This is a genomic window from Candidatus Krumholzibacteriia bacterium (assembly GCA_029865265.1).
Classification (GTDB): Bacteria; Krumholzibacteriota; Krumholzibacteriia; order WVZY01; family JAKEHA01; genus JAKEHA01.
Genome location: JAOUHG010000006.1, coordinates 114,919 through 139,899 on the forward strand (window position 1 = coordinate 114,919; position 24,981 = coordinate 139,899).

Annotated in this window: 22 protein-coding genes; 3 read left to right on the forward strand and 19 right to left on the reverse strand. The window is 66.2% G+C overall.

Translation table 11 applies throughout. The features are described from left to right. Positions 1-6: 6 nt before the first annotated feature. The 5 genes from OEX18_04790 to OEX18_04810 form a co-directional block, all read right to left on the reverse strand. The gene (locus tag OEX18_04790) at positions 7-645 is read right to left on the reverse strand and encodes a PorT family protein (GenBank protein ID MDH4336577.1); all 639 of its coding nucleotides are present in this window, start codon (positions 643-645) and stop codon (positions 7-9) included. 33 nt (positions 646-678) lie between these two features. Next, positions 679-1,404 carry an SIMPL domain-containing protein gene (locus tag OEX18_04795; protein MDH4336578.1) on the reverse strand — a complete coding sequence of 242 codons (726 nt, stop codon included), beginning with the start codon at positions 1,402-1,404 and terminating at the stop codon, positions 679-681. 100 nt (positions 1,405-1,504) lie between these two features. Next, complete coding sequence (locus OEX18_04800; GenBank protein ID MDH4336579.1) at positions 1,505-3,310, reverse strand: glycosyltransferase family 39 protein; 1,806 nt, start codon at positions 3,308-3,310, stop codon at positions 1,505-1,507. After that, positions 3,307-4,143, reverse strand: coding sequence for an inositol monophosphatase (locus OEX18_04805; GenBank protein ID MDH4336580.1), 837 nt, complete (start codon positions 4,141-4,143; stop codon positions 3,307-3,309). The genes OEX18_04800 and OEX18_04805 overlap by 4 nt, the downstream gene beginning before the upstream one ends. Positions 4,144-4,193: 50 nt before the next feature. Beyond that, positions 4,194-5,087, reverse strand: a complete 894-nt coding sequence (locus OEX18_04810) for a LysR family transcriptional regulator (protein MDH4336581.1) — start codon at positions 5,085-5,087, stop codon at positions 4,194-4,196. Between the two features lie 131 nt (positions 5,088-5,218). Between OEX18_04810 and OEX18_04815 the strand changes: the two genes are divergently transcribed. Both OEX18_04815 and OEX18_04820 read left to right on the forward strand, forming a co-directional pair. Then, the gene (locus tag OEX18_04815; protein MDH4336582.1) at positions 5,219-6,532 is read left to right on the forward strand and encodes an inositol-3-phosphate synthase; all 1,314 of its coding nucleotides are present in this window, start codon (positions 5,219-5,221) and stop codon (positions 6,530-6,532) included. A gap of 2 nt (positions 6,533-6,534) precedes the next feature. Continuing rightward, on the forward strand, positions 6,535-7,596 hold the full coding sequence (locus OEX18_04820) for a GNAT family N-acetyltransferase (GenBank protein MDH4336583.1): 1,062 nt from the start codon (positions 6,535-6,537) through the stop codon (positions 7,594-7,596). Between the two features lie 98 nt (positions 7,597-7,694). Here OEX18_04820 and OEX18_04825 read toward each other — a convergent pair whose 3' ends face one another. The 5 genes from OEX18_04825 to OEX18_04845 all read right to left on the reverse strand — a co-directional run bounded on the left by OEX18_04825 (position 7,695) and on the right by OEX18_04845 (position 13,726). Next, entirely contained in the window at positions 7,695-8,387 is a 693-nt protein-coding gene (locus OEX18_04825; protein MDH4336584.1) for a hypothetical protein, read from the reverse strand. A gap of 118 nt (positions 8,388-8,505) precedes the next feature. Next, complete coding sequence (locus OEX18_04830) at positions 8,506-9,216, reverse strand: hypothetical protein (GenBank protein ID MDH4336585.1); 711 nt, start codon at positions 9,214-9,216, stop codon at positions 8,506-8,508. Between the two features lie 486 nt (positions 9,217-9,702). After that, complete coding sequence (locus OEX18_04835) at positions 9,703-10,812, reverse strand: tetratricopeptide repeat protein (protein MDH4336586.1); 1,110 nt, start codon at positions 10,810-10,812, stop codon at positions 9,703-9,705. Positions 10,813-11,106: 294 nt separating this feature from the next. Beyond that, complete coding sequence (locus OEX18_04840) at positions 11,107-11,964, reverse strand: 2-oxoacid:ferredoxin oxidoreductase subunit beta (GenBank protein MDH4336587.1); 858 nt, start codon at positions 11,962-11,964, stop codon at positions 11,107-11,109. Between the two features lie 19 nt (positions 11,965-11,983). Further along, on the reverse strand, positions 11,984-13,726 hold the full coding sequence (locus OEX18_04845; protein MDH4336588.1) for a 2-oxoacid:acceptor oxidoreductase subunit alpha: 1,743 nt from the start codon (positions 13,724-13,726) through the stop codon (positions 11,984-11,986). Between the two features lie 238 nt (positions 13,727-13,964). Here OEX18_04845 and OEX18_04850 point away from each other — a divergent pair, with 238 nt between their 5' ends. Further along, the gene (locus tag OEX18_04850) at positions 13,965-14,531 is read left to right on the forward strand and encodes a thermonuclease family protein (GenBank protein ID MDH4336589.1); all 567 of its coding nucleotides are present in this window, start codon (positions 13,965-13,967) and stop codon (positions 14,529-14,531) included. Between the two features lie 19 nt (positions 14,532-14,550). Here OEX18_04850 and OEX18_04855 read toward each other — a convergent pair whose 3' ends face one another. From OEX18_04855 to OEX18_04895, 9 genes are all read right to left on the reverse strand, one after another. Beyond that, the gene (locus OEX18_04855; protein MDH4336590.1) at positions 14,551-15,204 is read right to left on the reverse strand and encodes a hypothetical protein; all 654 of its coding nucleotides are present in this window, start codon (positions 15,202-15,204) and stop codon (positions 14,551-14,553) included. Further along, positions 15,201-15,788 (reverse strand): sigma-70 family RNA polymerase sigma factor, encoded by a 588-nt coding sequence (locus OEX18_04860; GenBank protein MDH4336591.1) that lies wholly within the window; start codon positions 15,786-15,788, stop codon positions 15,201-15,203. Before OEX18_04860 ends, OEX18_04855 begins: the two co-directional genes overlap by 4 nt. 27 nt (positions 15,789-15,815) lie before the next feature. Further along, a complete protein-coding gene (locus tag OEX18_04865; GenBank protein ID MDH4336592.1) occupies positions 15,816-18,536 on the reverse strand; it encodes a CHAT domain-containing protein in 2,721 nt (906 codons plus the stop codon). Positions 18,537-18,622: 86 nt separating this feature from the next. Then, positions 18,623-19,138: a DinB family protein gene (locus tag OEX18_04870; GenBank protein ID MDH4336593.1), complete on the reverse strand. Its 516-nt coding sequence runs from the start codon at positions 19,136-19,138 to the stop codon at positions 18,623-18,625. Positions 19,139-19,265: 127 nt separating this feature from the next. Further along, positions 19,266-20,756 (reverse strand): NADH-quinone oxidoreductase subunit N, encoded by a 1,491-nt coding sequence (locus tag OEX18_04875; GenBank protein ID MDH4336594.1) that lies wholly within the window; start codon positions 20,754-20,756, stop codon positions 19,266-19,268. Beyond that, positions 20,756-22,312: an NADH-quinone oxidoreductase subunit M gene (locus OEX18_04880; protein ID MDH4336595.1), complete on the reverse strand. Its 1,557-nt coding sequence runs from the start codon at positions 22,310-22,312 to the stop codon at positions 20,756-20,758. The genes OEX18_04875 and OEX18_04880 overlap by 1 nt, the downstream gene beginning before the upstream one ends. 1 nt (position 22,313) lies before the next feature. Next, positions 22,314-24,335 (reverse strand): NADH-quinone oxidoreductase subunit L, encoded by a 2,022-nt coding sequence (nuoL, locus tag OEX18_04885; GenBank protein ID MDH4336596.1) that lies wholly within the window; start codon positions 24,333-24,335, stop codon positions 22,314-22,316. Positions 24,336-24,355: 20 nt separating this feature from the next. Next, the gene (gene nuoK, locus OEX18_04890) at positions 24,356-24,667 is read right to left on the reverse strand and encodes an NADH-quinone oxidoreductase subunit NuoK (protein MDH4336597.1); all 312 of its coding nucleotides are present in this window, start codon (positions 24,665-24,667) and stop codon (positions 24,356-24,358) included. Further along, the coding region (locus OEX18_04895; protein MDH4336598.1) for an NADH-quinone oxidoreductase subunit J at positions 24,668-24,981 on the reverse strand (314 nt) is incomplete at its 5' end. It lies immediately after the preceding gene.

A 24,981-nucleotide genomic window follows, 5' to 3' on the forward strand; every position in this document is an offset into this window, starting at 1 on the left:
TGAATCTTACTGGTTCGAACCGAGGGGGAACGCGACACCCACCATGATGCCGATCCCCTTGTTCTTCACGTCGTAAGACTGTCCCTCGAAATCCTTCTGAGTCGTCGTGGCACCGATGCCGTAGCGCACGTCCGCCAGGATCGAAAACGACTCCAGCATGTAGTAGAAGCCGCCTCCGAACGCCGCGCCAAACTCGAAGCTTTCGGTTTCGTCCTTGACGTCCTGTGTTTCGCCACCGGCTTCGTACTCGGCTTTGATGTTGAATCCCAGCGTGGGTCCCGCGAAGATGTCAAAGGCGAGCTTCTCACCGGCCGGGAACCGCACGGCAAACAGGATGGGGAATTCGATATAGTCGAGCTTCACGGTGGCATCCACCGGCGTGCCGCCGCTGTCATCCTTGCCCTTGGCACCCTTGCTCATGTAGAGCCCTTCGATCTGGATACCAAACTGCTCGTTGATGCCCCAGCCGAAGAACGCGCCGCCGGCGAAGGCGTTGCGCATGCTGGTGTTGTCGGGAGCATCGCTGCCGCCGAAGTCGGCCATATTGATGCCGCCCTTGACGCCCGCCCACTTGGCGGCACTGGCCTGGGACACACCGATGGAAACCAGACTCAACACGCAGATCGACAGGATCAGTTTCTTCATCTTGACAAACACACTCCTTTTTGGCGGCGCCGTTCAATCTTCGAGCAGATACTCGACGGTCGAAACAACACGCACCGTTTTGTTGACTTGCGACTCCTCCATGACACCCGGCGCGCGGTCGCGCGGCAGGATCTGGAAGATCCCCTGGTTGGCCTGGCGGATACCCCCCAGGCCGCTTCCCGAGTCCTTGGCAAACTGCTCGGCGGCCTCGCGCGCGCTCGCGGTCGCTTCCGCGATCATCTGCGGCTTGAGGTCGTTGAGCTTCGTAAACAGGAACGTGGGGCCTGAGGCATAGCCCCCCTGGGACGAGAACACCACGCCGGCCGAGACCAGCGAGCCAAGGTCCTGGCTCGCCACCTGCACCAGCGCGGGATCATCCACGCGGACCATGAGCGTCCCGGTGATGATGTAGCGGCTGGTGACCTCCCCCGCCCCGCGGTAGGGGTTGGCGAGCACATCGGTCACGTCGAAATTCTGCAGCTCCACGCTGGCGGCATCGATGCCGTGGCTGGCGAGAAACTTGACCACCGCCCCGCGCGATTCGTCGAACTTCTGCTGCGCGCGCGCCAGGTTGTCGTCGGTGGAACTGAAACGGATGGGCCACAGCGCCATGTCCGCGCGCACGTCGCGCTCGGACACGCCCTTCACCGACACGTAGCGGTCCGCGGTGCGGGCGTTGGTGAACCCGCGCCCCACGAACCAGCCGCACAGCACGATGCCGACCGCCACCAGGACGACCGGACCGGAATTGTCTTTCATTTCGGACTGACCTCCGAGAACTCAGCAATGGGGTGCATGAGCGTAGCAGGGTGGCGCGATGACGGTCAAGGCGCGCGACAAGCGCTCGACGCCGCCGAACTCAATTCTGCAGGGCCCCCAGCCGAGCACGGACGCGCGCGGCCTCGGCGTAGTCGCCGGTCGCCTCGAGACAGCGCACCAGCCCGGCGAGTGCCGCTTCGTCCTGCGGTGCGCGCCGCAGGATGAGCTGGTACGCCTTGGCGGCGTCCGCGAAGCGCCCCGTCTTCTCGCAGCAGTCGGCGAACATCACGCGCGCGGCTGCCGCTCGCGGATCGCCGGGCAGCACCCGCCCCAGCGCGTCGGCGGCCTCCTTGCAACGCCCGCGTTCGTAGAGCAGGGTGCCGAGCTTGAAGTAGACGTCCTGGGCGATGCCCACGTACTGCTGCGTGGGCGCGCGCTCGAAGGCGATCCGCGCGCGCGCCAGTTCAAGCAGCGCGCCGTCGGTGTCCTCCCCTTCCATCATGGCCCCCGCCAGCGTGTAGTGCGAGACGATATCGTGGTTGGGCCGTTGCGCGGCGAAGCGCGGGTATCCCGCGTTGCAGAAGACAAATGCGGCGGCGAACACAGCCGCGCCGATGCCAAGACGCTTCCACGCGCCCTCTCGTGCCACGCGCACCAGCTCCAGCGCCGCCCACGACGCGAACACGATCACCACCGGCACCACCGGCAGGCGCAGTCGGGCCACCACGAAGAACGCAACTACTCCGAGCATGTACGCCACGACGAACCCGTACGGCAGCGCCAGCTCCCGCCGCCGCGGCCACAGCCCCACCATGCCCACGAAGGCCAGCGGCGCCACCAGCCAGAATCCGGGCATGGGAACGCGCCCCAGGCCGTAACGCTTCCAGAAGAAGTAGATGTACTTCTCGTTGGAGCGCTCGGGCCCTTCCCAGAACGTGTACAGCTTGCTCGCCAGCAGCTCCATTGCGTCCAGCGGTTCGGACGCCAGGTAGTCCACACCGCGGCCGAAGAAGTACGACGACGCCTGCGCCGGGGTGAGTTCACGGCCGGATTGATCGCGTGCAATGGCCAGGGCTTCGTCCCCGCCACCCATCCATGGTGACACCGCGCCGGGGATGAAGGCGCTGCGCCCGTCCGACTCCGCGTTGTTGCCGATGTAGAAGTTCAACCCGCCCGACCACGCCACCGGCACCAGCGCGTGCGAGCCCCGGTAGTTGTGGACGGTTGACGGCACCAGCACGGCGATGACCGCCACGGCGAACAGCAACGTGGGGCGCAGCCACGCCCGGGCGCGAAGCCCGGACGCGTGGAATGCCACCGGCACCACCGCCACCAGCACGAGTGCGGTGGGGCGCGCCAGCGCCGAGAGCCCCAGGCATGCGCCCGCCACCACGATGCGCACCAGGGTGGGCGCCGACACCGCGCGCGCCAGCCGCCACAGCGACAGCACCAGGAGCGCAATGAAGAGCGGCTCCACCAGGATCTCGCCCTCGAAGTAGATGAGGGGCCAGTAGAACGCCGCCACCAAACCGGCAACCAGGGCCACCGCGCGCGTGAAGTACTGCCGGGCCAGAACCACGATGAGCCCGCACGTCACCGCACCACAGATGTGGTTGAAGATGACGGCCGCGGCGTGGCTGCCGCCGGAGATCTTGTAGATGAGTCCGAGGACGGCCGGGTACAGCGGTCCGCGGAAGTAGACCGCCGGGCCCGGGTCACCGGCCACGAGCGCGCGCGCCCAGCGGTCGATGTACATCGAGTCCATGATCAGGTAGTCGAAGGCGGGATTGCCGCGTGAGTTTATGAAGAAACAGGCGAGGCGAACCAGCAACGCGACCACCGTGACGATGGCAACGTCGCGCCAGCCACCACCTGTGGCGACGGGGGAGATCCGTTCCCTGTTCATGAACGTTTGCTGTAGTCGGCGTCGCGGGGGAAGATCTGCGCGATCCCGTCCGCCATCCAGTCGTGCAGCAGGCCGTTGGTGGCGATGATGTGCCCGCTCTCGAGGTAGGTGTCGCCGAGGAAGAAATCGGTGACGCGGCCACCCGCCTCCTCGATGAGCAGCACGCCCGCGGCGATGTCCCAGGGGCTGAGCGTCATCTCCCAGAACCCGTCAAAACGTCCGGCGGCCACGTAGGCGAGATCCATCGCGGCCGATCCGCCGCGGCGGATACCGCGCGCGTGGTGGAAGAAGTGCGCGAACGACTGCAGGTACGTGTCCAGGAGGTGGCGCGCGCGAAACGGAAAGCCGGTACCGAGCAGGATGCGGTTCTGATCCTGCAGCCGGCTCACGTGCACCGGCTTGTCGTTGAGCCGGCAGCCCTGGCCGCGAATGGCGGTGAACATCTCGTCGAGCAGCGGCGCGTAGGTGACCGCCACCGACGTGCGACCCTCGACGGCCAGCGCCATGGTCACCGCAAAGTGGGGATAGGCGTGGATGTAGTTGGTGGTCCCGTCCAGCGGGTCGATGTACCAGCGGCGCGCGCTCTCCTCGCGACCGTCGTTCACGCCGGGCGCGAGCGTCTCCTCGGCCACGATGAAGTCGTCCGGAAACTCCCGGCGCAGCCCCTCGACGATCACCCGCTGGGCTTCGTGGTCCACCACGGTGACGAAGTCGTTGCGTCCCTTCTCGTCCACATCGCTCTCGGTGAGCTTGGCGTAGAAGGCACGCGCAATCCCCCCCGCTTCGCGGGCGAGGGAACGGGCGACGTCGAGTTCGTGCTGGAGCTGGCTCATGGGGTGTGCGGCCCGGGGCCGAGCGGACATTCTGCCACGGCGGCGGGGTTTTATCGACCCTTTTGCGATCCCACGTCGCGAAAGCGCGCCGCCACCATCTCCAGGAAGACGGCCGCCGCCGGTGAGAGCGCTTCATCCTCGCGGTGCACCATGCCGATCTCGCGCTCGAAGTGGGCGCCGGGAACGGAGACCGTCTTGAGCGTGCCGCGCTCCAGTTCCGCCGCCACCACCGGACGCGGCAGGATGCTGGCACCCAGCCCCGCCTGCGCGAGCTGCTTCATCGCCTCCGGACTGGAGATTTCCATGCGCGCACGCAGCGTCTCGCCGTGCGCGGAGAACGCGTCGTCGATCATGCGGCGCGTAATCGAACCCGCCGGATACGCGATGACACCGTGCCCCACCAGATCCTTCAGGGTGACGCCGCGGCGGGCGGCCAGCGGGTCGTCCGGACGGACCACCACCACCAGTTCCTCGCGATAGATGGGCCGGATGGACAGGCCCCGGTGCGGGACGGGGAGGGTGACGGTGGCGAGCTCGATGCGCCGGGCGGCGAGCGCGTCGAGCAGGCGCTGCGTGTCCCCCACCATGATTTCGATGCGCACCCCGGGGTGGGCCCCGTGAAACGCGCGGTAGACGTCCGGAAGCACGTAGACGCTGGCCGCGTCGGTGTTCCCCACCCGCAGGGTCCCGCTCTCCAGACCCCGCAGCCCGCGCATCTCGGCCTCCATGCGCTCCAGGCCGCGCACCACCTCCTCGGCCCGGACCGCCAGCATTGCACCCGCCTCGGAGAGCACCAGCCGCCGCCCCCGGCGCACGAAGAGCTTCTGCCCCATCTCCTCCTCGAGCTTCTTGAGCTGGAGGCTGATGGCGGGCTGGGTGACGTAGTGCTCTGCCGCGGCGGCCACGACGCTGCCCAGCCGTGCCGTCGAAAGGAAGTATCGCAACTGCCGGATTTCCATAAGTTTTTCTTATACTAACTATAACTCGAATAAATTTCAATTATATTCAGCCCCGACGTATTCTTGGGCGGTTCCCAACCTGCCGCCCCCCGGGGCGACCCTATCGGAGGAGATTCATGAAGCAGAAACAGACCATTCGTCCCGCGACCGGCAAGCTCGGCATTCTCATGCCCGGCATGGGTGCCGTCGCCACCACGTTCATCGCCGGCGTCGAAGCCGTGCGCGCCGGTATCGCAAAGCCCATCGGCTCGCTGACCCAGATGGGCACCATCCGGCTCGGCAAGCGCACCGACAACCGCTCGCCGCACATCAACGAGTTCATCCCGCTCGCCCAGCTCGACCAGATCGAGTTTGCGGGCTGGGATCCCATTCCCGACAACGCGTACCAGGCCGCCCTCAAGGCGGGCGTGCTGGAGAAGGAGCTGCTCAACCAGCTGCGCGAACCGCTGGAAGCGATCACGCCCATGACGGCCGTGTTCGACAAGAACTACGTCAAGAAGCTCGACGGACCCAACGTCAAGAAGGGCAAGAACTGGATGGAGCTCGCCGACCAGGTGCGCGAGGACATCAAGCGCTTCAAGGCCGAGAAGAAGCTCGACCGCATGGTGATGGTGTGGTGCGGCAGCACCGAGGTCTACCTCGAGGCCAAGCCGGTGCACCAGACCGTCAAGGCATTCGAAGAGGGTCTGCGCAACAACGATCCGGCCATCTCGCCGAGCATGGTGTACGCGTACGCCGCCCTCAAGGAGCGCGTGCCCTACGCCAACGGCGCGCCCAACCTGAGCGTCGACATCCCCGCGATGATCGAGCTGGCCAAGGAGATGCGCGTGCCCATCTGCGGCAAGGACTTCAAGACCGGCCAGACCATGATGAAGACCATCCTGGCGCCGGGGTTCCGGGCGCGCATGCTGGGTGTGAGCGGCTGGTTCTCCACCAACATCCTGGGCAACCGCGACGGCGAGGTGCTGGACGATCCGGAATCGTTCAAGACCAAGGAAGTGAGCAAGCTCGGGGTGCTGGAGTCCATCCTGCAACCGCAGCTCAACCCGGACCTGTACGGCAACATGTTCCACAAGGTGCGGATCAACTACTATCCGCCGCGCGGCGACAACAAGGAGGGCTGGGACAACATCGACATCTTCGGATGGCTCGGTTATCCCATGCAGATCAAGGTGGACTTCCTGTGCCGCGATTCGATTCTCGCCGCACCCATCGTGCTCGACCTGGCGCTGTTCCTCGACTTTGCGGAGCGCGCCGACATGTCCGGCATCCAGGAGTGGCTGTCGTTCTACTTCAAGAGCCCGCAGACCGCGCCCGGCCTCTACGCCGAGCACGACCTGTTCATCCAGCTCATGAAGCTCAAGAACAACCTGCGTCACGCGATGGGTGAGGAACTCATCACCCACCTGGGCCAGGAGTACTACGCGTAGCGGTGCCGCTGCACGCCGTTGAACCATGGACCGACCCGCGGTGGGACGCCTACGTGGCGTCCCACCCGCGGGCGACGGTGTACCACACCTCCGCCTGGATCCGCATCGTCTGCGAGATCGGGCGCTATCCCTCCCTGTGTCTGCTGCACGAAACCGACGGCCGCGTAACCGGCGTGCTGCCGCTGGTGGCGGTGGAGAGCCGCCTCACCGGCAACCGTATTTCGACGCTTCCCTTTTCCGACGTGTGTTTCGCGCTGGCCGACGACGCGGCAACCGCGCGCGCACTCACCGGCGAAGCCCGCGCCATGCGCGCCAAGAGGAGCGCCGCCTTCTACGAGATGCGGGGTCTGCCCGCGCTGCGCGACGGGTCGGATACCCCGGCGGAGGGATTCGCCCCCAGCGGGCATTTCTGGAACTACCTCATTCCACTCGCGGGGGATGCTGAGGCGGTAAAGAAGACGTTCAGCCGTACCGCCGTCCGGCAGACGATCACCAAGGGGATCCGGCTCGGCGTGCAGGCGCGGGTGGCCACGGACACGGCGGATCTCGAGGCCTTCTACACGCTCTACGTGCGCAACCGGCGGCGTCACGGCATTCCGCCGCAGCCACGCCTGCTTTTCGCCACCATCCTGGAGCGATTGTCACAGAATCCGAGCGCCATGCTCTACCTGGCCGAACACGAGGGCACCCCGGTGGCGGGACTCATCATGATGCGCTACAACGGCGTCACCTACGCCAAGTACGAGGGCGTGGACGAGACACGCCGCGATCTGGTGGCACTGTATCCGTTGTTCTGGAAGACCATCGAGGACGCGGTGCTGGCCGGCGATCACAGCTACGACTTCGGCCGCACCGCGGGTGACAACGCGGGGCTGAACCAGTTCAAGCAGCGCTGGGGCACCACCCAGGTCGCGCTGCCCTACTACTTCGATCCCCCCGCCGAGGGCATGAGCGTGGTCAAGAGCGACTCGCTCAAGTACCGCGTGTTCACGCGCGTCTTCCGCACCATGCCGGAATCATGGACCGTTCGGGTGGGCGAGAGAATCTTCCGCCATTTCGGCTGAGCTCCCCGAAAACCGGAAGGGGACCCTTGTTCCGTGCAGGAACAAGAATCCCCTTCGTGTCGGCAAAACGACTCGAGGAACGCGTGCGAACCGGGGACCTAGTCCCGGTAGATCGACTTGACGCCACCCCAGGTGGACTGCTCAGTCGCCACCGCGCATCCCTGAACCGAGATTGTCAGATCGCGAATATCACCGTAGTGACCGCTGCCGCCGCTGGCGCAGGCCGCGTCGCGGTAATCCGGGTAACCCGCGGGTGCGACACCGTTGCCCAGCCACACGCCGTTACCGATACCCCACGTCATACAGCTCGCGGTGTAACCCTGCAGGTGCGCGCTGACGGCGTGGTTGCTCACCGCACCCACCACCGCGCCACCAACGTACTGAATGGTGCGGACTTCGGTGTAGGTGTCGATCAGGCCGGTGTACTGCGCGTCGCCGCCGGCCCAGGGGCCGGTGCCACCGAGCACGATGGTGCCGCCGGCATACGTGATCTGGTAGATCCGCTGGCCGGTGCCGCCAACCACGAGGTCGACCACCAGGAACACGCTGGCGACCTGCGGGCACAGGACCTTCCAGTCGGTTCCAAAGGTCGCGCCATCCCAGGACTCCGCGTGCAGCACGTTGCCAACGCCGACAAAGTTGCCCGCGGCCCACGACGACGCCTCGCGGCCCTCGTCGAAGTCAAGGTTGGTGGACTTGTAGGTGCCGTTGGCGGGCGGACCCGCGTAGACGGCCACCGAACCCACCACCAACACCGCGGTGAAAATTGAAATCAAAATCGCATTCCTCATACCTGCGTCCTCCTTGAATCGGTCGAGCCGATACACAACCTTCAACCGTGGTTCCGTTCCGGGCGGGCAACGAGATGCGCGTGCGGAGAAGCGCCGCGCCGGAACGTTCCAACAGGTGCTATTTCTTGTAGAGCGACTTCACCGCACCCCAGGACTTCTGCTCCGTCGCAATCGTGCAGCCCTGGATGGTGAAGGTGATGGAATCCACGTCGCCCCATTCGCCCGGACCGGTCGTGCCGATATCCGCACACGGGGCCCAGTACCAGAAGTTCGGATAACCCGCCGGCAGCGTACCGCTGTCGGTGTCGCCGATCTTCTCGGTGTTCTCGATCTGCAGCGACATGCAGCCGTCCGGATAGTTGTTGAACTGCGCCGACGCGGCGTGCGTGCGCACGGTTCCCACCTCGGCGAAATTCGAGTACGTCTCGGTCACCACCGCCGTCCACGTGAGAATGCTCGCCGTGTACGTCGGATCGCCGCCGGCCCAGGGGCCGCCGCCATCCAGCCAGCAGGTGCCGCCGGTGTAGGTCACGGTCCAGATCTTCTGGCCGTTGCCGCTGCCGTTGACCGTGTTGACGAGCAGGGTCGGGGCATTGACGACCCACGGACAGTACCATTGCCACTGGGTACCGAGCGTGGCGCCATCCCACGACTGCTCGTGCAACGTGTTGTCCACCGACAGCTTGGTGGGGAACCAGGATTCACTGTAGCGGCCCGGGTACATCAGTCCGCCGATGTCGCTGGACTTGTACGTGCCGTCTGCCGGCGCACCGGCCAGCACCGGCACCGCCATCATCATAACGAGAAGAAACGCGATAACAGCCTTCATACTCCTCCTCCTTAGACCTCGTCTTTAAGAAGACCTCGTACGCTGCGGCAACGAAACGCGGCCGCGGCAGGTTCCACCCTGGAGAAGCATCACTGCCTCGGTAATACGGCTGGGAAACTTCGAACCAGGGAGACTGCGGTTCGCTTTATTTCAGGTACGCCCCAAGTTTGTGGCTCGCCGTTGCCGTCCTCATATCCGGCACATCGCCAGTGGTGCACACCAATCCCGGACCGCCGTGGACTTCAGGCCGGTCCGGTATTCATCTGTAGCGGGGGAAGTGTACACCGAGACCCACGGCGGCGTCAAACATAATAATTTCCAAGAGAATCGTTCGACAAGGACCGGCTATTCCGAAACCGCCGCCGGCGGCAACCGGGCGGAGGGGTGGGCAACCACGCAACCCGTTGCAACAAAAAAGCTCCCCCGGCCGGCGGCCGGGGGAGCAAGATACCCGCGGTTGCCCGCGGGCCTCTGACGTCCTCTTCCCTACATCCCGTTCTGCGCGGCGATCATCGCCTCGCGCTTCTTGAGCTGGTTCTGGCGGGCGATCTGCTTGCGCGCGTAGTCGCTCCAGAGCTGATCGTTGGCCGCCACCGCACGGTTGAACTTGTCGATGGCCTCGTCGAAACGTTTCTGGTCCTCGAGGATCTTGCCCCACACGCTGTAGAGCCACGCGGTCTGACTGCCCGCCTCGATTCCCTCGTTGATCACGCGCAGCGCGTCACCATCGCGGCCCGCCGCGCGGTAGCAGTCGGCCATCGGGCCGTACAGGTTGTCCATCTTGCCGTCGAGCACCGCCACCTTCTCGAACGACTCGATCGCTTCCGTCTTGTCGCCCTTCTGGTAGAGCGCGAGCGCGCGGTTGCGCTGCACCGTGGCGTCGTCGGGCTCGATGGCGAGCACGCGGTCCGCATAGCCCACCGTGCGGGTGTAGTCCTGGGAATTGAGGCTGATGACCACCAGGCGCTTCAGGAGGCGCGTATTGGTGGGATCCAGGCTCAGGCCCGATTCCAGCCAGGCGACCGCCTCGGCCGTGTTGCCGCGCTTCTCTTCCACGCGCGAAACCGCCTCGATGATGTCGATGTTGTTGGGGTCCATGCTGAGCGCGGTCGCGTAGCACTCGGCAGCGTCGTCGTAGTTCTCCACGCTGGCCTCGAAGGCCGCGAACTGCATCCACGCGTCCACGTTCTCCGGGTCGAGATTCACGATTTCGCGGTAGCACTCGCGCGTCGAAGCCGCATCACCGAGCTTGCGGCAGTTGTAGGCCTTGGCCACCATGACCTCGCGGCGGTCGGCACCGTGCTCGAGCGCGGCGTCGTAGGCCGCGTTGGAGGCGTCGAACTCGCCGGTCACGCTGCGCGCGTAGCCGAGCAGCATCCAGCCCTCGGGCAGCGCCGGGCTGGTGGCGGTAATCTCCTCCGCCATCGTCTTGGCGGCGGCGTAGTCCCTGGCGGTAATCAGATTGCGGACGGTCGAGAGCCGTACATCCACCTCGGCGGAGTAGGCGTTGTTGGACGCGTCGGCGTGGACCCCGACGGTCCACGAGGCGAGCAGAAGAGCGGTAAATCCCAGGGCGGCAACAGCCGGACGCAGCATGTGATATTCCCTCCGCACGGTAGACGTACCAATTCCCGTGCCAATCAACCAGTTACGCTGTTTCACATGGGGCTTCCGGGCCGCGGTGGGATGGACCGGAATATCGGGGCTTCCTTAATTAGCGATTTATCAACGGTCTTGTCAAGCGAAGTCTTTCACATGGGGGCCGCCGCGGGGGCCTTGGGATGGGCCCCTGGAGGCTCCGGAGGCCCGCCCGGGGAGGGGCGGAAGTGTCAACTTTTGAGACAGATATGTACCCCGGGGTTGCAGATCGGGACGGCGGCCGCCGGCGGCCTAGAACTGGGCGAACAGCGCCTCGAGCGTCCGGGGCTGCTTGTCCATCGTGAGCCGGCGCTGGTGCTCCAGCTTGGCGTCCATGGTGGCCAGTCCGTCGTTGCGGTAGAAGACGCCGGTGTAGAACTTCTCCTTGCTCAACGCCAGCTGGAAGGCGGCGCTCAGATCCGTGGGGTCGTGATCATCGGGAATGGGCGCGACCACGCTCTTCATGAAATCGAAGGTCACGATCTGATTGAAGGTCGGGCACGGGGATACCAGCAGGATGAGCGCGAAGCCGCGGTGCTCCGCCCCCGCCTGGATGAGCCTGGCCACACCCTTGACGTCCGAGGAGAAGCCACGCGCCACGAAACTGACCCCGTAGGCAAGGAACATCCGCAACGGGTCCAGCGGCGGATCCTCGAGGCCGAACGGTGTGGTGGGTGTCACCATGTTGAGCGGCGAGGTGGGTGAGCCCTGCCCCTTGGTGAGTCCATAGATGGCGTTGTCCAGGATCATGTAGGTGATGTCGGGGTTGCGGCGCGCGGCGTGCGGGATGTGCCCGCCACCGATGGAGAGCCCGTCCCCGTCGCCACCCACCACGAACACCTTCAGGTCCGGATTGGCGGCCTTGACGCCGATCGCGGTGGGAAGCGCGCGGCCGTGGGCGGTGTGGTAGGCGTAGCTCTTGATGAAGTGCGAGAAGCGACCCGAGCAGCCGATACCCGAAACGATGGCGATGTCCTTGGGGTCGAGCTGCATGGCGGCGAGCGCCTGCGTGAACGCGGCCAGGTCCCCGAAGTCACCGCAGCCCGGGCACCAGATGGGTTCGACGTCGTTCTTGTAGTCCTTGGGCTTGAGCGCGATCGTCTGGGTCATGGTTCCTCGATTCTGATGCCTAGAGGTGCTCGGCGAGCGCCGCATAAACCTGGTCGGATGTGAACGGCAGCCCGCTGCACTGGTTCACGTCCACGATTTCGGCCCCGTTGAAGCGCACGTTCGCGCGCAAGTGACGCGAAAACTGCGCGGTGTGGTTCTCCTCGATCACGATGACCTTCTTGAGCGGCGCAAGGAACGCCTCGATCTTGCGCGTCGGCAGTGGGTGGAGCACCCGCGGGTGCAGGTGCGCGATGCGCATGCCCTCGCCGCGTGCCTTCTTGAGCGCTTCGACAATGGGTCCCTCGGTGGAACCCCAGCCGATGATGCCGATCTGTGCGCCACCGCCGTCGTCGTTGACCCCGTTGCCGTTGGCTTCCAGTTCGCGCGCCAGCGTCTCCAGCTTTCGGAAGCGCTTGGCCACCATCTTGTTGCGGTTCTCGGGGGTGTAGTTGGCGGCCCCCGCTTCGTCGTGCTCGAGACCGGTGGCCACGTACATGCCGTTCTCGGTCCCCGGCCGCACCATCGGCGACACGCCGCTGTCGGTGTCCGCGAATCGCTTGTAGTCCTCCAGCATCGCGGCCGTGGGGGCCGCGCGGTCTTCCCGCACGATGCCGGACAGGTCCGGCGTGCCAACGGTGCGGGTGCGGTATCCCATCGACTGGTCGCTCAACAGGATCACCGGCATCTGGTATCGCTCGGCCAGATTGAACGCGTTCACCGCCTGGTGGAAGCAGTCCGCGATATCCGTCGCGGCCAGCACGATGCGCGGCGCCTCACCGGAGCTGCCGTGGATGGCAAACATGAGATCCGACTGCTCGGTCTTGGTGGGCATGCCGGTTCCGGGACCGCTGCGCATCACATCCACCACCACCACCGGAATCTCGGAAATCGACGCCATGCCGATCAGCTCACTCATCAGCGCGAGCCCGGGCCCGGACGTGGCGGTCATGGCCCTGGCACCCGCGTACGACGCACCCAGGCAGGACGCGATGGCCGCAATCTCGTCCTCCGCCTGCACCACGTTGCCGCCAAACGCCGGCAGGTGCTTCATCATGAACTCGAGCACCTGGGTGGCCGGCGTGATCGGGTAGCCGGCCACGTAGCTGCAACCACCGGCGATGGCACCCAGGCTCAGGGACTGGTTGCCGGAGAGGATCACGCGTCCCTCGGGCTTGGAACCGGTCCGGGAAGGCGCCAGCTTGAAACCGGCCAGACGCGGGTCGTCGCGAAGCATGCTGAACCCCGCCTCGAACGCCTTCAGGTTGGTGGCGACCACATTCTCGCCCTTGCGCTTGAAGCGCCGCTCGATGAGTGCGCGCGCGAACTGCGGCGGGATGTCGAGCGCGCCGATCATCGACGCCAGTGCCACGATGTTCTTGGAGATGCGCGCACCGGTCTCTTTCATAGCCGTGTCGTGCAGCGGCACTTCGATGCGCGTGTACGGGTAGTCCTCCGGGACGGAACAGTGCCGGGGATCGTACATGAGCACGGCGCCGGCATCCATGCGCTCGCCCCACACGTCGAAGGCCTCCTGGTTGAAGGCCATGAGAATGTCGGTGCCGCTGCCGATGGAACGGACCGGGTCGGTGCCGATGCGCACCTGCATCATGGCCAGTCCGCCCTTGATCTCGGCGGGATAGGAACGAAACGTGAATACTTCCAGGCCGGAATCGACCGCCGAGCGGGTGAGGATCTCCGCCGTGCTGATGACGCCCTCGCCGCCCTCGCCGGCGACGCGCACGGTGATGTCATGACGTGGCATGGGTCACTCCAGGCAGTTTGAACATGGTGGTGGAGTATAACAGACAATCAGGCGCTCGGTAAACGCAACTTCTTGCCATCGCTCCGGTTGCACCCGCCGGCGGACCGTCCCCGGGGGGATGCGGGCACAGTCCGGGACGAACAGTTCAGGAATGAATACACAACCGCGGGGCGGGTGGCCAACCTCTTTCTGCGCGGCTGCGGTTGCACGCCGGCGCCGGTTGAGCCAAGATGCGCGCATGAACCTAACCTGGCGGACACGCGGCGGTCTTGCGGCGGGCATCCTCGCCGTGCTGTTGCCCGCCACCGGCTGCCGGGACAGCGGCCGCGAGACCCGCGCGCCGTCCTATCCGGGCGCGACCGTGGTGGACGTGGCCCACATCCAGTTCGACGACGGGGACACATTCTATATAGACGGTGCCCCCATCCGGTTTCTCGGCATCGACACCCCCGAGACCGCGGACCCCGGCGTGGGCATCTTCGAGGACCAGCCCTTCGGTCCGGCCGCCGCGGAATCGACGCGTGTGCTGGTGCTGCGGGCCTCCGTGGTGGAGATGGCCACCGACGGACGCGACCGCTACAACCGCCGCCTCGCGCACATCTTCATCGACGGCGACCTGCTGGCGGAGAGACTCCTCGCCATGGGGCTTGCGTACGAGACCATCAGTCACTTTGGCGACAACGGCTTCCCGGACCTGGCCGACCGCATCCTGCGCGCTGCCGAAGCCGGGCCCAGGCCGGCATTCGAAGAACCCTACAAATGGAGAAAGAAGCACCAGCGGCGCGAGGCCGCGGCGAAGGAATGAGAGGGAGCGTGCGGAACGATCAGCGCACGAACAGCGGCGCCGGCCCGACGGTTGCAACCGGGTCACCACCCACCAGCGCGGTGATTTCCCAGAAATAGCGTCCAGCGGGAAGGGCGTGCTCCGCGGGCGCGAAAACGAACGTGTTCTCACCCACCGGCCCGATGGCGGCCAGTTCGACCAGGTCTTCGCCCAGAATCGTGATGCGGTACGCGTCGGCGCCATCCACCGGCGCCCAGATGAGCGGAATCGATCCGTCCGCGGCGACGGTGTAGGTGGCGAGCTGGTCGCCATCCCCGGCGCCGCGCAGGACCATCTGTTCGGGGGCGAGCTGGGTGCGGATCACCGTGACCGCCGCAATCAGCACCAGGGCCGCGGCGGCGGCGTAGGCCAGGCCGCGACGCGGTGACAACTCGAACCAGCGGCGCGGAAGCCGCCGCGTGCCTGACGTCTCGACCGGGTCGCGCTCGATGCGCTCCGCGATGAACGCGGCCAGACGCCGGCCGGCATCGCCGACATCGCTGCCCGCATCGGGTCTGCCGCGGACGAACTCCGCGTACTCCAGCGCGAGCGCGGCGCAGCGCGCGCAACATTCAACATGCGCGCGGCCCGGGTCTCCCGCGTCCGTCGTTTCCAGGCCCGCGATCTCCTCAATGGACAGGCACGCCGTGGTCATGCTGGCTCTCCTCCCTCACCGTGTTCTTTCGCGATGGCGACCCGCAGCTTGCGGCGCGCCCGCTGCAGGAGGCCGCGGGCACCGGACCGTCCGTCCAGGCCCAGCATGGTCGTGATGGTCTCCACCGGCATCCGTTCCGTGTAACGCAGCCAGACCGCCTTTCGCTCCACCGGATCGAGCACCTCGTTCATCATGGTGAGCAGCCGGTCGGCACGCGACGCCTCGTCGAGTGATTCGTCGAAGCGCACGCGCTCGTCCGGAAGCAGGTCCAGTTCCTCATCCTCGGTCCAGTAATCCCGTCTCATTTCGTTGAGACACCGGTTGCGCGCGATCACGAACAACCAGGACGAGAAGGCCGAGCGTCCTTCGAACTGATCGAGCCGTTCGTACGCCTGCAGCAGCACATCCTGCGCCATGTCCAGCGCGCGTTCGTGATCCTTCACGTAGCGGTGGCACCAGACGTACACGGACTGGCGGTGGCGGCGAAGCAGCTCGCCCGCGGCCCGCCTTCCCTCCGGATCGCCGGCCCGCGTGCGGGCCAGATCCAGCAGTTCCCTCTCCGGTCGGGTCGGTCGCTCAGTCATAGGTAGGACAGTTGGATACGGGTTTCGTCACATACGGAAGAATAATCTCCGCCGGAATCCCGCAATCACGGTTCCGGTCAGCGCCAGCACGCCGAAGATCAATGATACCATAAGGATGTGTGGGCGGGGGCGGGGGGTGAGATGCACCGTGACGGCGGCGTCCCCCACCATCACGAAGCCCGCCCAGTAGAAGGGTGACGGGTGCTCGCGGCGCACCGCAAGCTGGGCGGCGCGCAACGCCCGGCCGGCCGGGAGGCCCGCCTTCAGGCCGTCGTAGAACGCCAGCATGAGATCCGACGTGGTGCGGTCGTCCACCTTCCACAGCGTCGCCACCACCGAGCGCGCGCCGGCGCCGAGAAACGCGGTGGTGATACCGAGAACCCCCTCGCCCTGGGTGGCCCGCCCGAGCGCGGACTCGCAACTGGAGAGGACCACCAGCCGCTCGCGGAAGTCGTCGCGGACGATCTCGGACGCGCGCAGGTAGCCGGCGTCCCGGCCGTCGGGCCCTAGCTGGATGCCGGAGTGCCACGGACGCTCGCCGTTGACGTCCACGTGTGAAGCCACGTGCACCACCCCGCGTTCCCGCGCCAGTTCCGCCAGCGCAGCTCCCGCGAGCGCGGAATCCACCGCCTGTACGCCGGCGTAGTGCAGTGCCAGCTCGCGGACCTCGCGCCGTGCGCCCGGCAGGGCGGCACCCACCGGGGCGAAGGCGAGCACGCCCTCCAGCGGGGACTCCTGCGGGCGGGCGCGCAGGTCGTGGAGCAGCGACGCCGCCGGAACGGCGCTGATTTCGTACCGGTCGATGAGGAGGGCTTCTCCGTCCACCGAGAGCGCGGCGAACGGGAGTGACGCCACCCACCCGTCCGCAATCACAATGATCGACGACACACCGTCGAGAATGTCGCGTACGCCGGAGAGGAGTTCGGCGGGGGTGGCATCCGCCGTGATATCCCGCGCCCCAGGGGAACCCGCAAGCGAGCAGTAGCGCGTTCCCCGCCGTTCGATCATGCCGTCGGCGTCATCAATTACGCACAGGCGCAGCGAGTCCCGCGTCACGGCAAAGACAAACACGTTGCGGGTGCCCGCGGAAATGTCGAGCAGGCACTCGCCGGGGCGCAGCGTCTGCCGCTGCAGCTGTGCGGCGGTAACCATGGCCACGACATTCGCACCCTCGTCCGCGCGCCGGGGATCGGTGATGCGCTCCATGAGGGTGCGCGCGCGGACCTCCTGCAGGAAGTCGAACAACACGCCTTCGCGTTCGCGGCGCGATGCGCCGGGAGGCCACTCGAGCAGGGCCACCGCCCCCGCCACCAGCGGGGGTGCCAGCGAGGCGCGGAACGCCTCGCGCCACTGGTACTCGCCACTCCTCCCCGACGATTCCGAGTACATGGCCCGCGCGCGGTCGAACCACGCATACCCGCCCTCCGGGTCCCCCATTGCCCGGCGCGCCGCGCTGATCTCGAGTGATGCGAGAACGGCGCCACCCGGGTCGTCGCGCGCGGTGGCGTCGGCCAGCGCCGCACGGGCCATGGTTTCGGCGCGCACCGGATCTCCGGCCGCGCGCAGGCACCGCGACCACTCGATCAGGCCGTCACCACGCGCCGCGGACGACGGCGCGTCCAGGAAGCCGGGGCTCTGGCCTTCGAGCACGTCCAGCGCGGCCGCCACGCTGTCCTGGGCGGCGAGCGCCGCTGCCAGGCCGGCCGCCGCGTCGAGGCGCGCCTCGACGGTGCCGGTGTCGCCCCGGGCCACCGCGCGCCGGAAGTAGACCGCCGCCCCGCGCGGCCGGTGCTGCGCCATGCGCAGGTGCCCGAGCGTGCCGTACACGTCGCTGAAGATCATCTTGAAGCCCCATTCGTGCGCGTCCTGGATGGCGTCGACGAGCACGGACTCGGCGGCGGCGTAGTGCCCGACCAGCGTGTTGGCCAGCGCGACGTTGACCGCGGGCGACGACACGTCGTAGGAACCCTCGGCGCGCTTGAGATCGTACGAACGGCGGAAGTACTCCGCCGCCCGCGACAGTTCCCCGCGCTCCAGCTCCAGGCCGCCGAGGTTGTTCCAGCAGTCCGCCTCCTGCCGACGGTCGCCCTGTTCGCGCGCGATGTCCAGCGCGTCGTGATAGGCACTCCGGGCTTCCTCGAGGCGCCCCGACGAGTTGTACACGCGCCCCAGCCCGATCAACGCTTCGAGTTCATCCCGCGGACGATCGGCCTGCTGGAAATTCGCGACCGCCTCGCGGTATTCCAATTCCGCCCGCTCCAGCTTGCCCTGCATCAGGCAGGCATACCCGATGAGCGTGTGTCCCCAGCCCAAGCCGCGCACCGACCCGATGGCGCGCGCAATCTCGTTGCGTTGTTCGTTGAGCGCGATGCACTCGTCGAAACGCCCGTCGATGGCCGCCATCAGCGACTGCAGACCCAGTGCGGCCGACCAGCCCGTGGAATCGCCCACCGTGCGGGAAACCAGCACGGCGCGGTCGAAGTCGGCGCGGGAACCCGGGATGCGCAGCATGGCGCGCGCGCGGCCGCGCGCAACCAGCATGCGGCCCAGCATGACGGAATCGCCGCGGGCCAGCGCGGCCTCCACGCTTCGCGAGGAGAGAGCGAGCATCGAGTCGTAGGCAGCGGCGGTGAAGAGGGAGTCTGCCAGCGCGTCGTAGCGGTCCGGATCGGGGGGGGCGGCCAGCAGCGCCGGCGCCGCCAGCAGGAGCAGGACGAACAGGAAACGGATGTGTGCTGCTGAGGGCATGAGCAAACTTCACCCGGGTTCGGAGGTGGCTGGCGGGCCTGAGTATGCCCCGATATCGTTGGCCGGAAAAGGGGATTCGTAGACAGTTACCCGTGGGGGTGGGACACGATGCGCGCGGTGGTGATGAGCTGGCCCGCGTGGCGGGAGGTGTGCTCCGCGGCGTGGAACAGCAGGCCCAGCACGGTGCTGGGCAGCGCCGCGCCGCCCACGCGGCGTTCATCGTGGAGCGATTTCTCGGGCGTGCAACGCATCTGGCGGATGGCGCGTTCGACGGTGGCATCGAACAGCTCCAGCAGCTCGTCGGCGTCGCCGAGCACGTTGCCGCCGCGCTCGATCTCAAGCGCGGCCCGTTGGGAATCGTGCAGCGCCTCCCCGCGCGCGTAGGTCATCAGGCGGTCGAGCGCGTGCGATGCATGGAACAGGTGGAATGCCGGCGATGCGACCCCGGCGGGGCGGGCGTGGAACTGCTCGCGGGTCAGCCCGCCGGCCGCGCCGCGGGCGTCCTCGCGCGCCTGCAGCAGCGCCTGGACGATGGGTACCAGCAGCGCCGGGATGCCATAGATGGGACCCCGGAGCCAGACATCGGGACGGGCGGTCTTCACGCTTGTTCCTCCTGGTTACCGTCTATTCATAGTGTAGGTGGATTTCCGAAAAGCGCCAGTCCGTGCTGCGGAGTGGACGCCGGAGGGGATGGGGCGGACAGTCGCGCCGCCAAAAACGTGGGGATCTCTAGCGCAGGCTGACGATACGCTCCAGCGAGTCGCTGGTCCAGCCTAGAACGGTCTCGATGCCGGGCACGACACCGCTCGGTCCCAGGCCCAGCCACAACACGGCGAGCACGGAGACGATGAGCACCACGCGCACGCCCCAGTCGTCGAACACCGGGGTTTCGTCTTTGGATTGCTTGAAGTACATCCACACGATGACACGCAGATAGTAGTAGAGCGAGAGCGCGCTGTTGAGCACGGCGATCACGGCCAGCACCACCAGCCCGCGGTCGATGGCGGCGCTGAACACATAGTACTTCGCGAAGAAGCCCGCGGTGGGCGGGATGCCGGCCATGGCGAACATGAACACCGCCATGGCGAAACCGATCATGGGCCGCCGCAGGCCCAGGCCGGAGAGGTCCTCGAGTTCGAGCCCGCGCGAGTCGCTGCGGTTCTCGACGGCGGTCACCAGCGCGAACGCGCCCAGGGTCATGAAGCTGTACACCAGCAGGTAGAACATCACGCTGGAGGCGGCGCGGGTGTTGTCGATGGCCAGCGCCGCCATGCCCACCAGGATGTAACCGGCGTGGGCGATGCTCGAGTAGGCCAGCATGCGCTTCAGGTTGCGCTGCACCAGCGCCACCACGTTGCCCAGCGTCATGGTGGCGATGGCCAGCACGATGATGATGTCCACCCACTGCGCGCGCGCCGTGAAGAAGCTCATGTAGAACAGGCGCAGGAACGCGGCGAACGAGGCCGCCTTCACCGCGCCCGCCATGAAGCCGGTGACCGGCGAGGGCGCGCCCTGGTACACGTCCGGCACCCACATGTGGAAGGGCACCGCGGAAACCTTGAACACGAAACCCACCAGCACCAGCGCGATGGCGAACAGGAACACCGGCGACTTCACCAGTCCCCCGTCCACCGCCGCGATCACCATGGCCTTGAAGTTGAGCGTGCCCAGCAGGCCGTACAGGATCGACATCCCGTACAGGAAGAACGCCACCGCAAAGGCGCCCAGCAGGAAGTACTTCATGGCCGCTTCGTTGGCCAGCAGGTCGCGGCGGCGGAAGCCCACGATGATGTAGATGGCGAGGCTCATGAGCTCGAGGCCCAGGAACACGCTCATCAAGTCGTACGCGGTCACCAGGACGAACATGCCGGCCAGCGACAGCAGCAGCAGCGCATAGTACTCGCCGCGCAGAATGTCGAAGCGGCGCAGGTAGTTGCCCGACACCATGATGGTTCCCAGGGAGGAAATGGTGCAGATCGCCACGAAGAACAGCGCGTAGCGGTCCACGATGAGCATGCCGTTGAGCATGGGCCAGCCATCGGCGTTCCACAGCGGCACGATGCTCGCGAGCACCGCCACGTGCACCAGGCCGGCGAACCAGCCCTGTGCGCGCGCCGTGCGGATGGAAACCGCGCTCCACGCCAGCAGCACCATGGCGCCACCGGTCATGATGAAGAGCGGCATCAGGAGCTTCGCCATCTCCGCGGTGAACATCGGCATCAGTTTTCTTCCGTCCTGTCGTTGGCGGGCGCAACCAGCGCCGCTTCGTTCACGGCCCCGTCACGCGCGTCCATGCCCAGGCGGTAGGCATTCATCTGTTCGACGAACTGCGTCACCGCGGGCTCCATGCGGCTCACGAACGGCTTTGAGTAGATGCCCATCCAGAAGATCATCACCAGCAGCGGCAGGAACACGAAGATCTCGCGCAGGGAGAGATCCTTGAGGCCCTTGTTCTTCTCGTTCGTGATCTCGCCGAAGAACACGCGCTGCAACATCCACAGCATGTAAATGGCGCCCAGCACCACGCCGGTGGCGGCGAGGATGCCCCACCATGGGTTGGCCTGGTAGGCGCCCACCAGAATCAGGAACTCGTGCACGAAGCCGTTGAGTGGCGGCAACCCGATGGACGAGAGGGTCACGATCATGAAGATGGTGGCGTAGACCGGCATCACCCGGGTGATGCCGCCGTACTCGGAAATGAGCCGCGTGTGGCGGCGTTCGTAGATCACACCCACCAGCAGGAACAGCCCGCCGGTGGAAATGCCGTGGTTGATCATGCCCAGGATGGCGCCCTCGACCGCCTGCGTGTTGAGCGCCACCAGCCCCAGCATCACGAAGCCCAGGTGCGACACCGACGAGTACGCAACCAGCTTCTTCACGTCCTTCTGCACCATGGCCACCAGCGCGCCGTAGATGATGCCGATGATGGCGATGCCGGCAATCCACGGCACCGCGCGCAGGGCGGCCTCCGGGAACAGCGGCATGGCGAAGCGGATGAAGCCGTAGGTGCCCATCTTGAGCAGCACGCCGGCCAGGATCACGGAGCCGGGCGTGGGCGCCTCCACGTGCGCGTCGGGCAGCCAGGTATGGAACGGAAACATCGGCACCTTGATGGCGAACGCGAGCGCAAAGGCCAGGAAGAGGATCCACTGCTGCGGCGCAGAGAACGAGGTGGCCAGCAGCACGCCGTAGTCGAAGGAGAGCGACCCCGTCTGCAGGCGGCTCTGGTGCACCACGTACAGGATCGCGACCAGCATGAGCAGCGATCCCACCATGGTATAGATGAAGAACTTGATGGTGGCGTAGACCTTCCGCTCCCCGCCCCACATCCCGATCATGAAGTACATCGGGATGAGCATGGCCTCCCAGAAGATGTAGAACAGGAACAGATCCAGGGCCACGAAGGCCCCGATCATGGCCGTTTCCAGGAACAGCAGACAGAAGAAGAACTCCTTCACGCGCTCTTCGATGGTGTTCCAGCAGCCGAGAATGGTGATGGGCGTGATGAAGGTCACCAGCATCACCAGGAACAGGCTGATGCCGTCGATACCGATGTGGTAGGAGATTCCCAGCGACGGTAGCCAGGGCGCGTCCACCACGAACTGCATGTCCGGGTTGGCCACGAAGCCCTGCACCAGCTTGATCGATACCGCGAACATGGCGATCGACGCCAGCAGCGCGAAGCCCTTGATGGCGCGATGCGCACCGCGCGGCATCAGCACCACCACCACGGCGGCGAAGAGCGGCAGGAATGTCACCAGGCTCAGAATGTCCACGTCATCTCACCAGTGCATAGACCAGGTACAGGAACCCGATCAGCATGAAGAACGCATAGGTGCGCACCACGCCGGACTGCAGCAGCCGGAAGGTGGCGCCGAACAGGCGCGCCGTGATGCCCAGCCCGTTCACGATGCCCTCGATGATTCCGGTGTCGATGAACCGGAACAGGAGCTTGTCGGAAATGGCGTAACCGGGGCGGACGATGGCGCGTTCATACAGTTCGTCCACGTAGTACTTGTTGAAGACCAGGGTATAGAAACCGCCCAGCCGCGATGTGAAGGCCGCGGCGGCGCCCGGCATCTGCACGTAGAGCGTGCGCGCGAACAGGATCCCCGCCACCGCCGTCACCACCGAGACCACCATCAGGATCAGCTCGAGGGTCGTGGATCCATGGCTCTCCGCCGCCGCCGCAACCGTCACCGCGCCGTGCGACAACGCGCCCACGCCCATGTCGTGGCCACCCGCGTGACCGGCGAACACCGGCTCCAGCCAGTGGTGGAAGACGTTGGCGCCGCCCAGCGCGGCCGGCACACCCAGAAAACCCACCACCGCCGCACCCGCGGCCAGCACCATCAGCGGCACCGTCATGGCGGGCGGCGATTCGTGCAGGTGGTGCTTGGCCTCCGCGGAGACGTTGTCCTTGCCGTAAAACGTGAGGTACACCGCGCGGAAGATGTAGAACGCCGTCATGCCCGCGGTGGCCAGCCCGACCACCCACAGCACGCGCGGCAACCACTCGGGACCGGTGTGCGCGTTGAACACGCTCCACAGGATTTCGTCCTTGGAGAAGAAGCCCGCCAGCGGCGGGATGCCCGCGATGGCCAGCGACGACACCAGGAACGTGAGCCAGGTCCACTTCATGTGCTTCCTGAGCTGGCCCATCTTGAACATGTCCTGCTCGCCGGAGAGACCGTGGATCACCGAGCCCGCGCCCAAAAACAGACAGGCCTTGAAGAAGGCGTGCGTCACCAGGTGGAACACGCCCGCCGCGTACGCACCCACGCCCACGGCGAGGAACATGTAGCCCAACTGGCTCACGGTCGAGTACGCGAGCACCTTCTTGATGTCGCGCTGCGCAAAGCCGATGCTGGCCGCGAAGATGGCCGTGGCCGCGCCGATCACCGCCACCACCGCCGAGGCGGCGGGCGCCATCTCATACAGGAAACTCAAACGCGCAATCATGTACACGCCAGCGGTCACCATGGTGGCGGCGTGGATGAGCGCGCTGACCGGCGTCGGACCGGCCATGGCGTCGGGCAACCACACGTAGAGCGGAATCTGCGCCGACTTGCCGCACGCGCCCACGAAGAGCAGGATGCACGCGGCCACCGCGACCGCTCCGAAGGCCTCGTGGTGCACCGCGGCCAGCGCGCGCAATTCGGGAACATCCAGCGTGGGCTGGCCGAGGTTCACGGTCGCCATGAACAGGATGAACATCCCGATCAGGAAGGCCAGGTCGCCCACACGATTGACGATGAACGCCTTCTTGCCCGCCGCGGCGTTGGCGATGTCCTTGTACCAGAAACCGATGAGCAGGTACGAGCACAGCCCCACGCCCTCCCAGCCCACGAACAGCAGCGGGAGGTTCTTCGCCATGACCAGCGTGAGCATGGCGAACATGAACAGATTGAGATAGCTGAAGAAGCGCGCGAAGCCGCGGTCGCCGTGCATGTAGCCGGTCGAGTAGATGTGGATCAGAGATCCAACCCCGGTGACCACCAGCAGCATGGTCATGGAGAGCGCGTCCACCCAGTAGGCGAAGTCGATGTGCACCGGGCCGGCGGCGATCCATGTGAACAGCGTGCTCTCGAAGATCCGCGCCTCGGGGGCCATCCCGCGCATGGCCAGGAACAGCCGCACCACCACCGCGAAGGAAACCAGCGGGGCCGCACAGCCGATGAGCGACACCAGGCGCTCGCTGGGGCCCTTCTCGCGGCCGCCGTAGGCGAGCGCGAGCAGGCCGTTGAGCGCGGCACCCACCAGGGGTGCGATCGGAATGATCCAGAGCAACGAGTTCATTCAGGCGTCTTTCCCATGGTTCAGTCGCGCATCAGGGTGAGGTCGTCGGCCTGCACCGTGGTGCGGTTGCGGAACACCATCACCAGGATCGCCAGTCCTATTCCGGCTTCGGCCGCCGCGAGCGCCATCACGAAGAAGGCGATCACGTGGCCGTCCATCGTTCCCGCGGAATGGCGCGCAAAGGCCACGAACGACAGATTCACCGCGTTCAGCATGAGTTCCACCGACATCAGCATCACCAGCAGATTGCGGCGGAACAACACCCCGAACGCGCCGATGAAGAACAGGATGGCGCTCAGGTAGAGATAGTGGTTCAGCGTGACGGGACCCATCTAGATCACCTTCTTGGCCAGGAGAACCACGCCCACCACGGCCACCAGGAGAACCAGCGAAATCACTTCGAACGGATAGAGGAAGTCGGAGAGCATGAGGCGCCCGACGCCCTCGATGCTGCCAAAGTCGGCGGTCATCTCGATCTTCGCGGCTTCGACGTGCCCGAACACCCTGATGGCCATGAACGCCGCCACCGCGCACACCAGCGCGGTGAAGATCAAACGCATCCACGCCACCGGCGGCTCTTCCAGCTCCTCCTTGTTCAGGTTGAGGAGCATGATGGTGAAAATGATCAGCACCATGATGGCGCCGG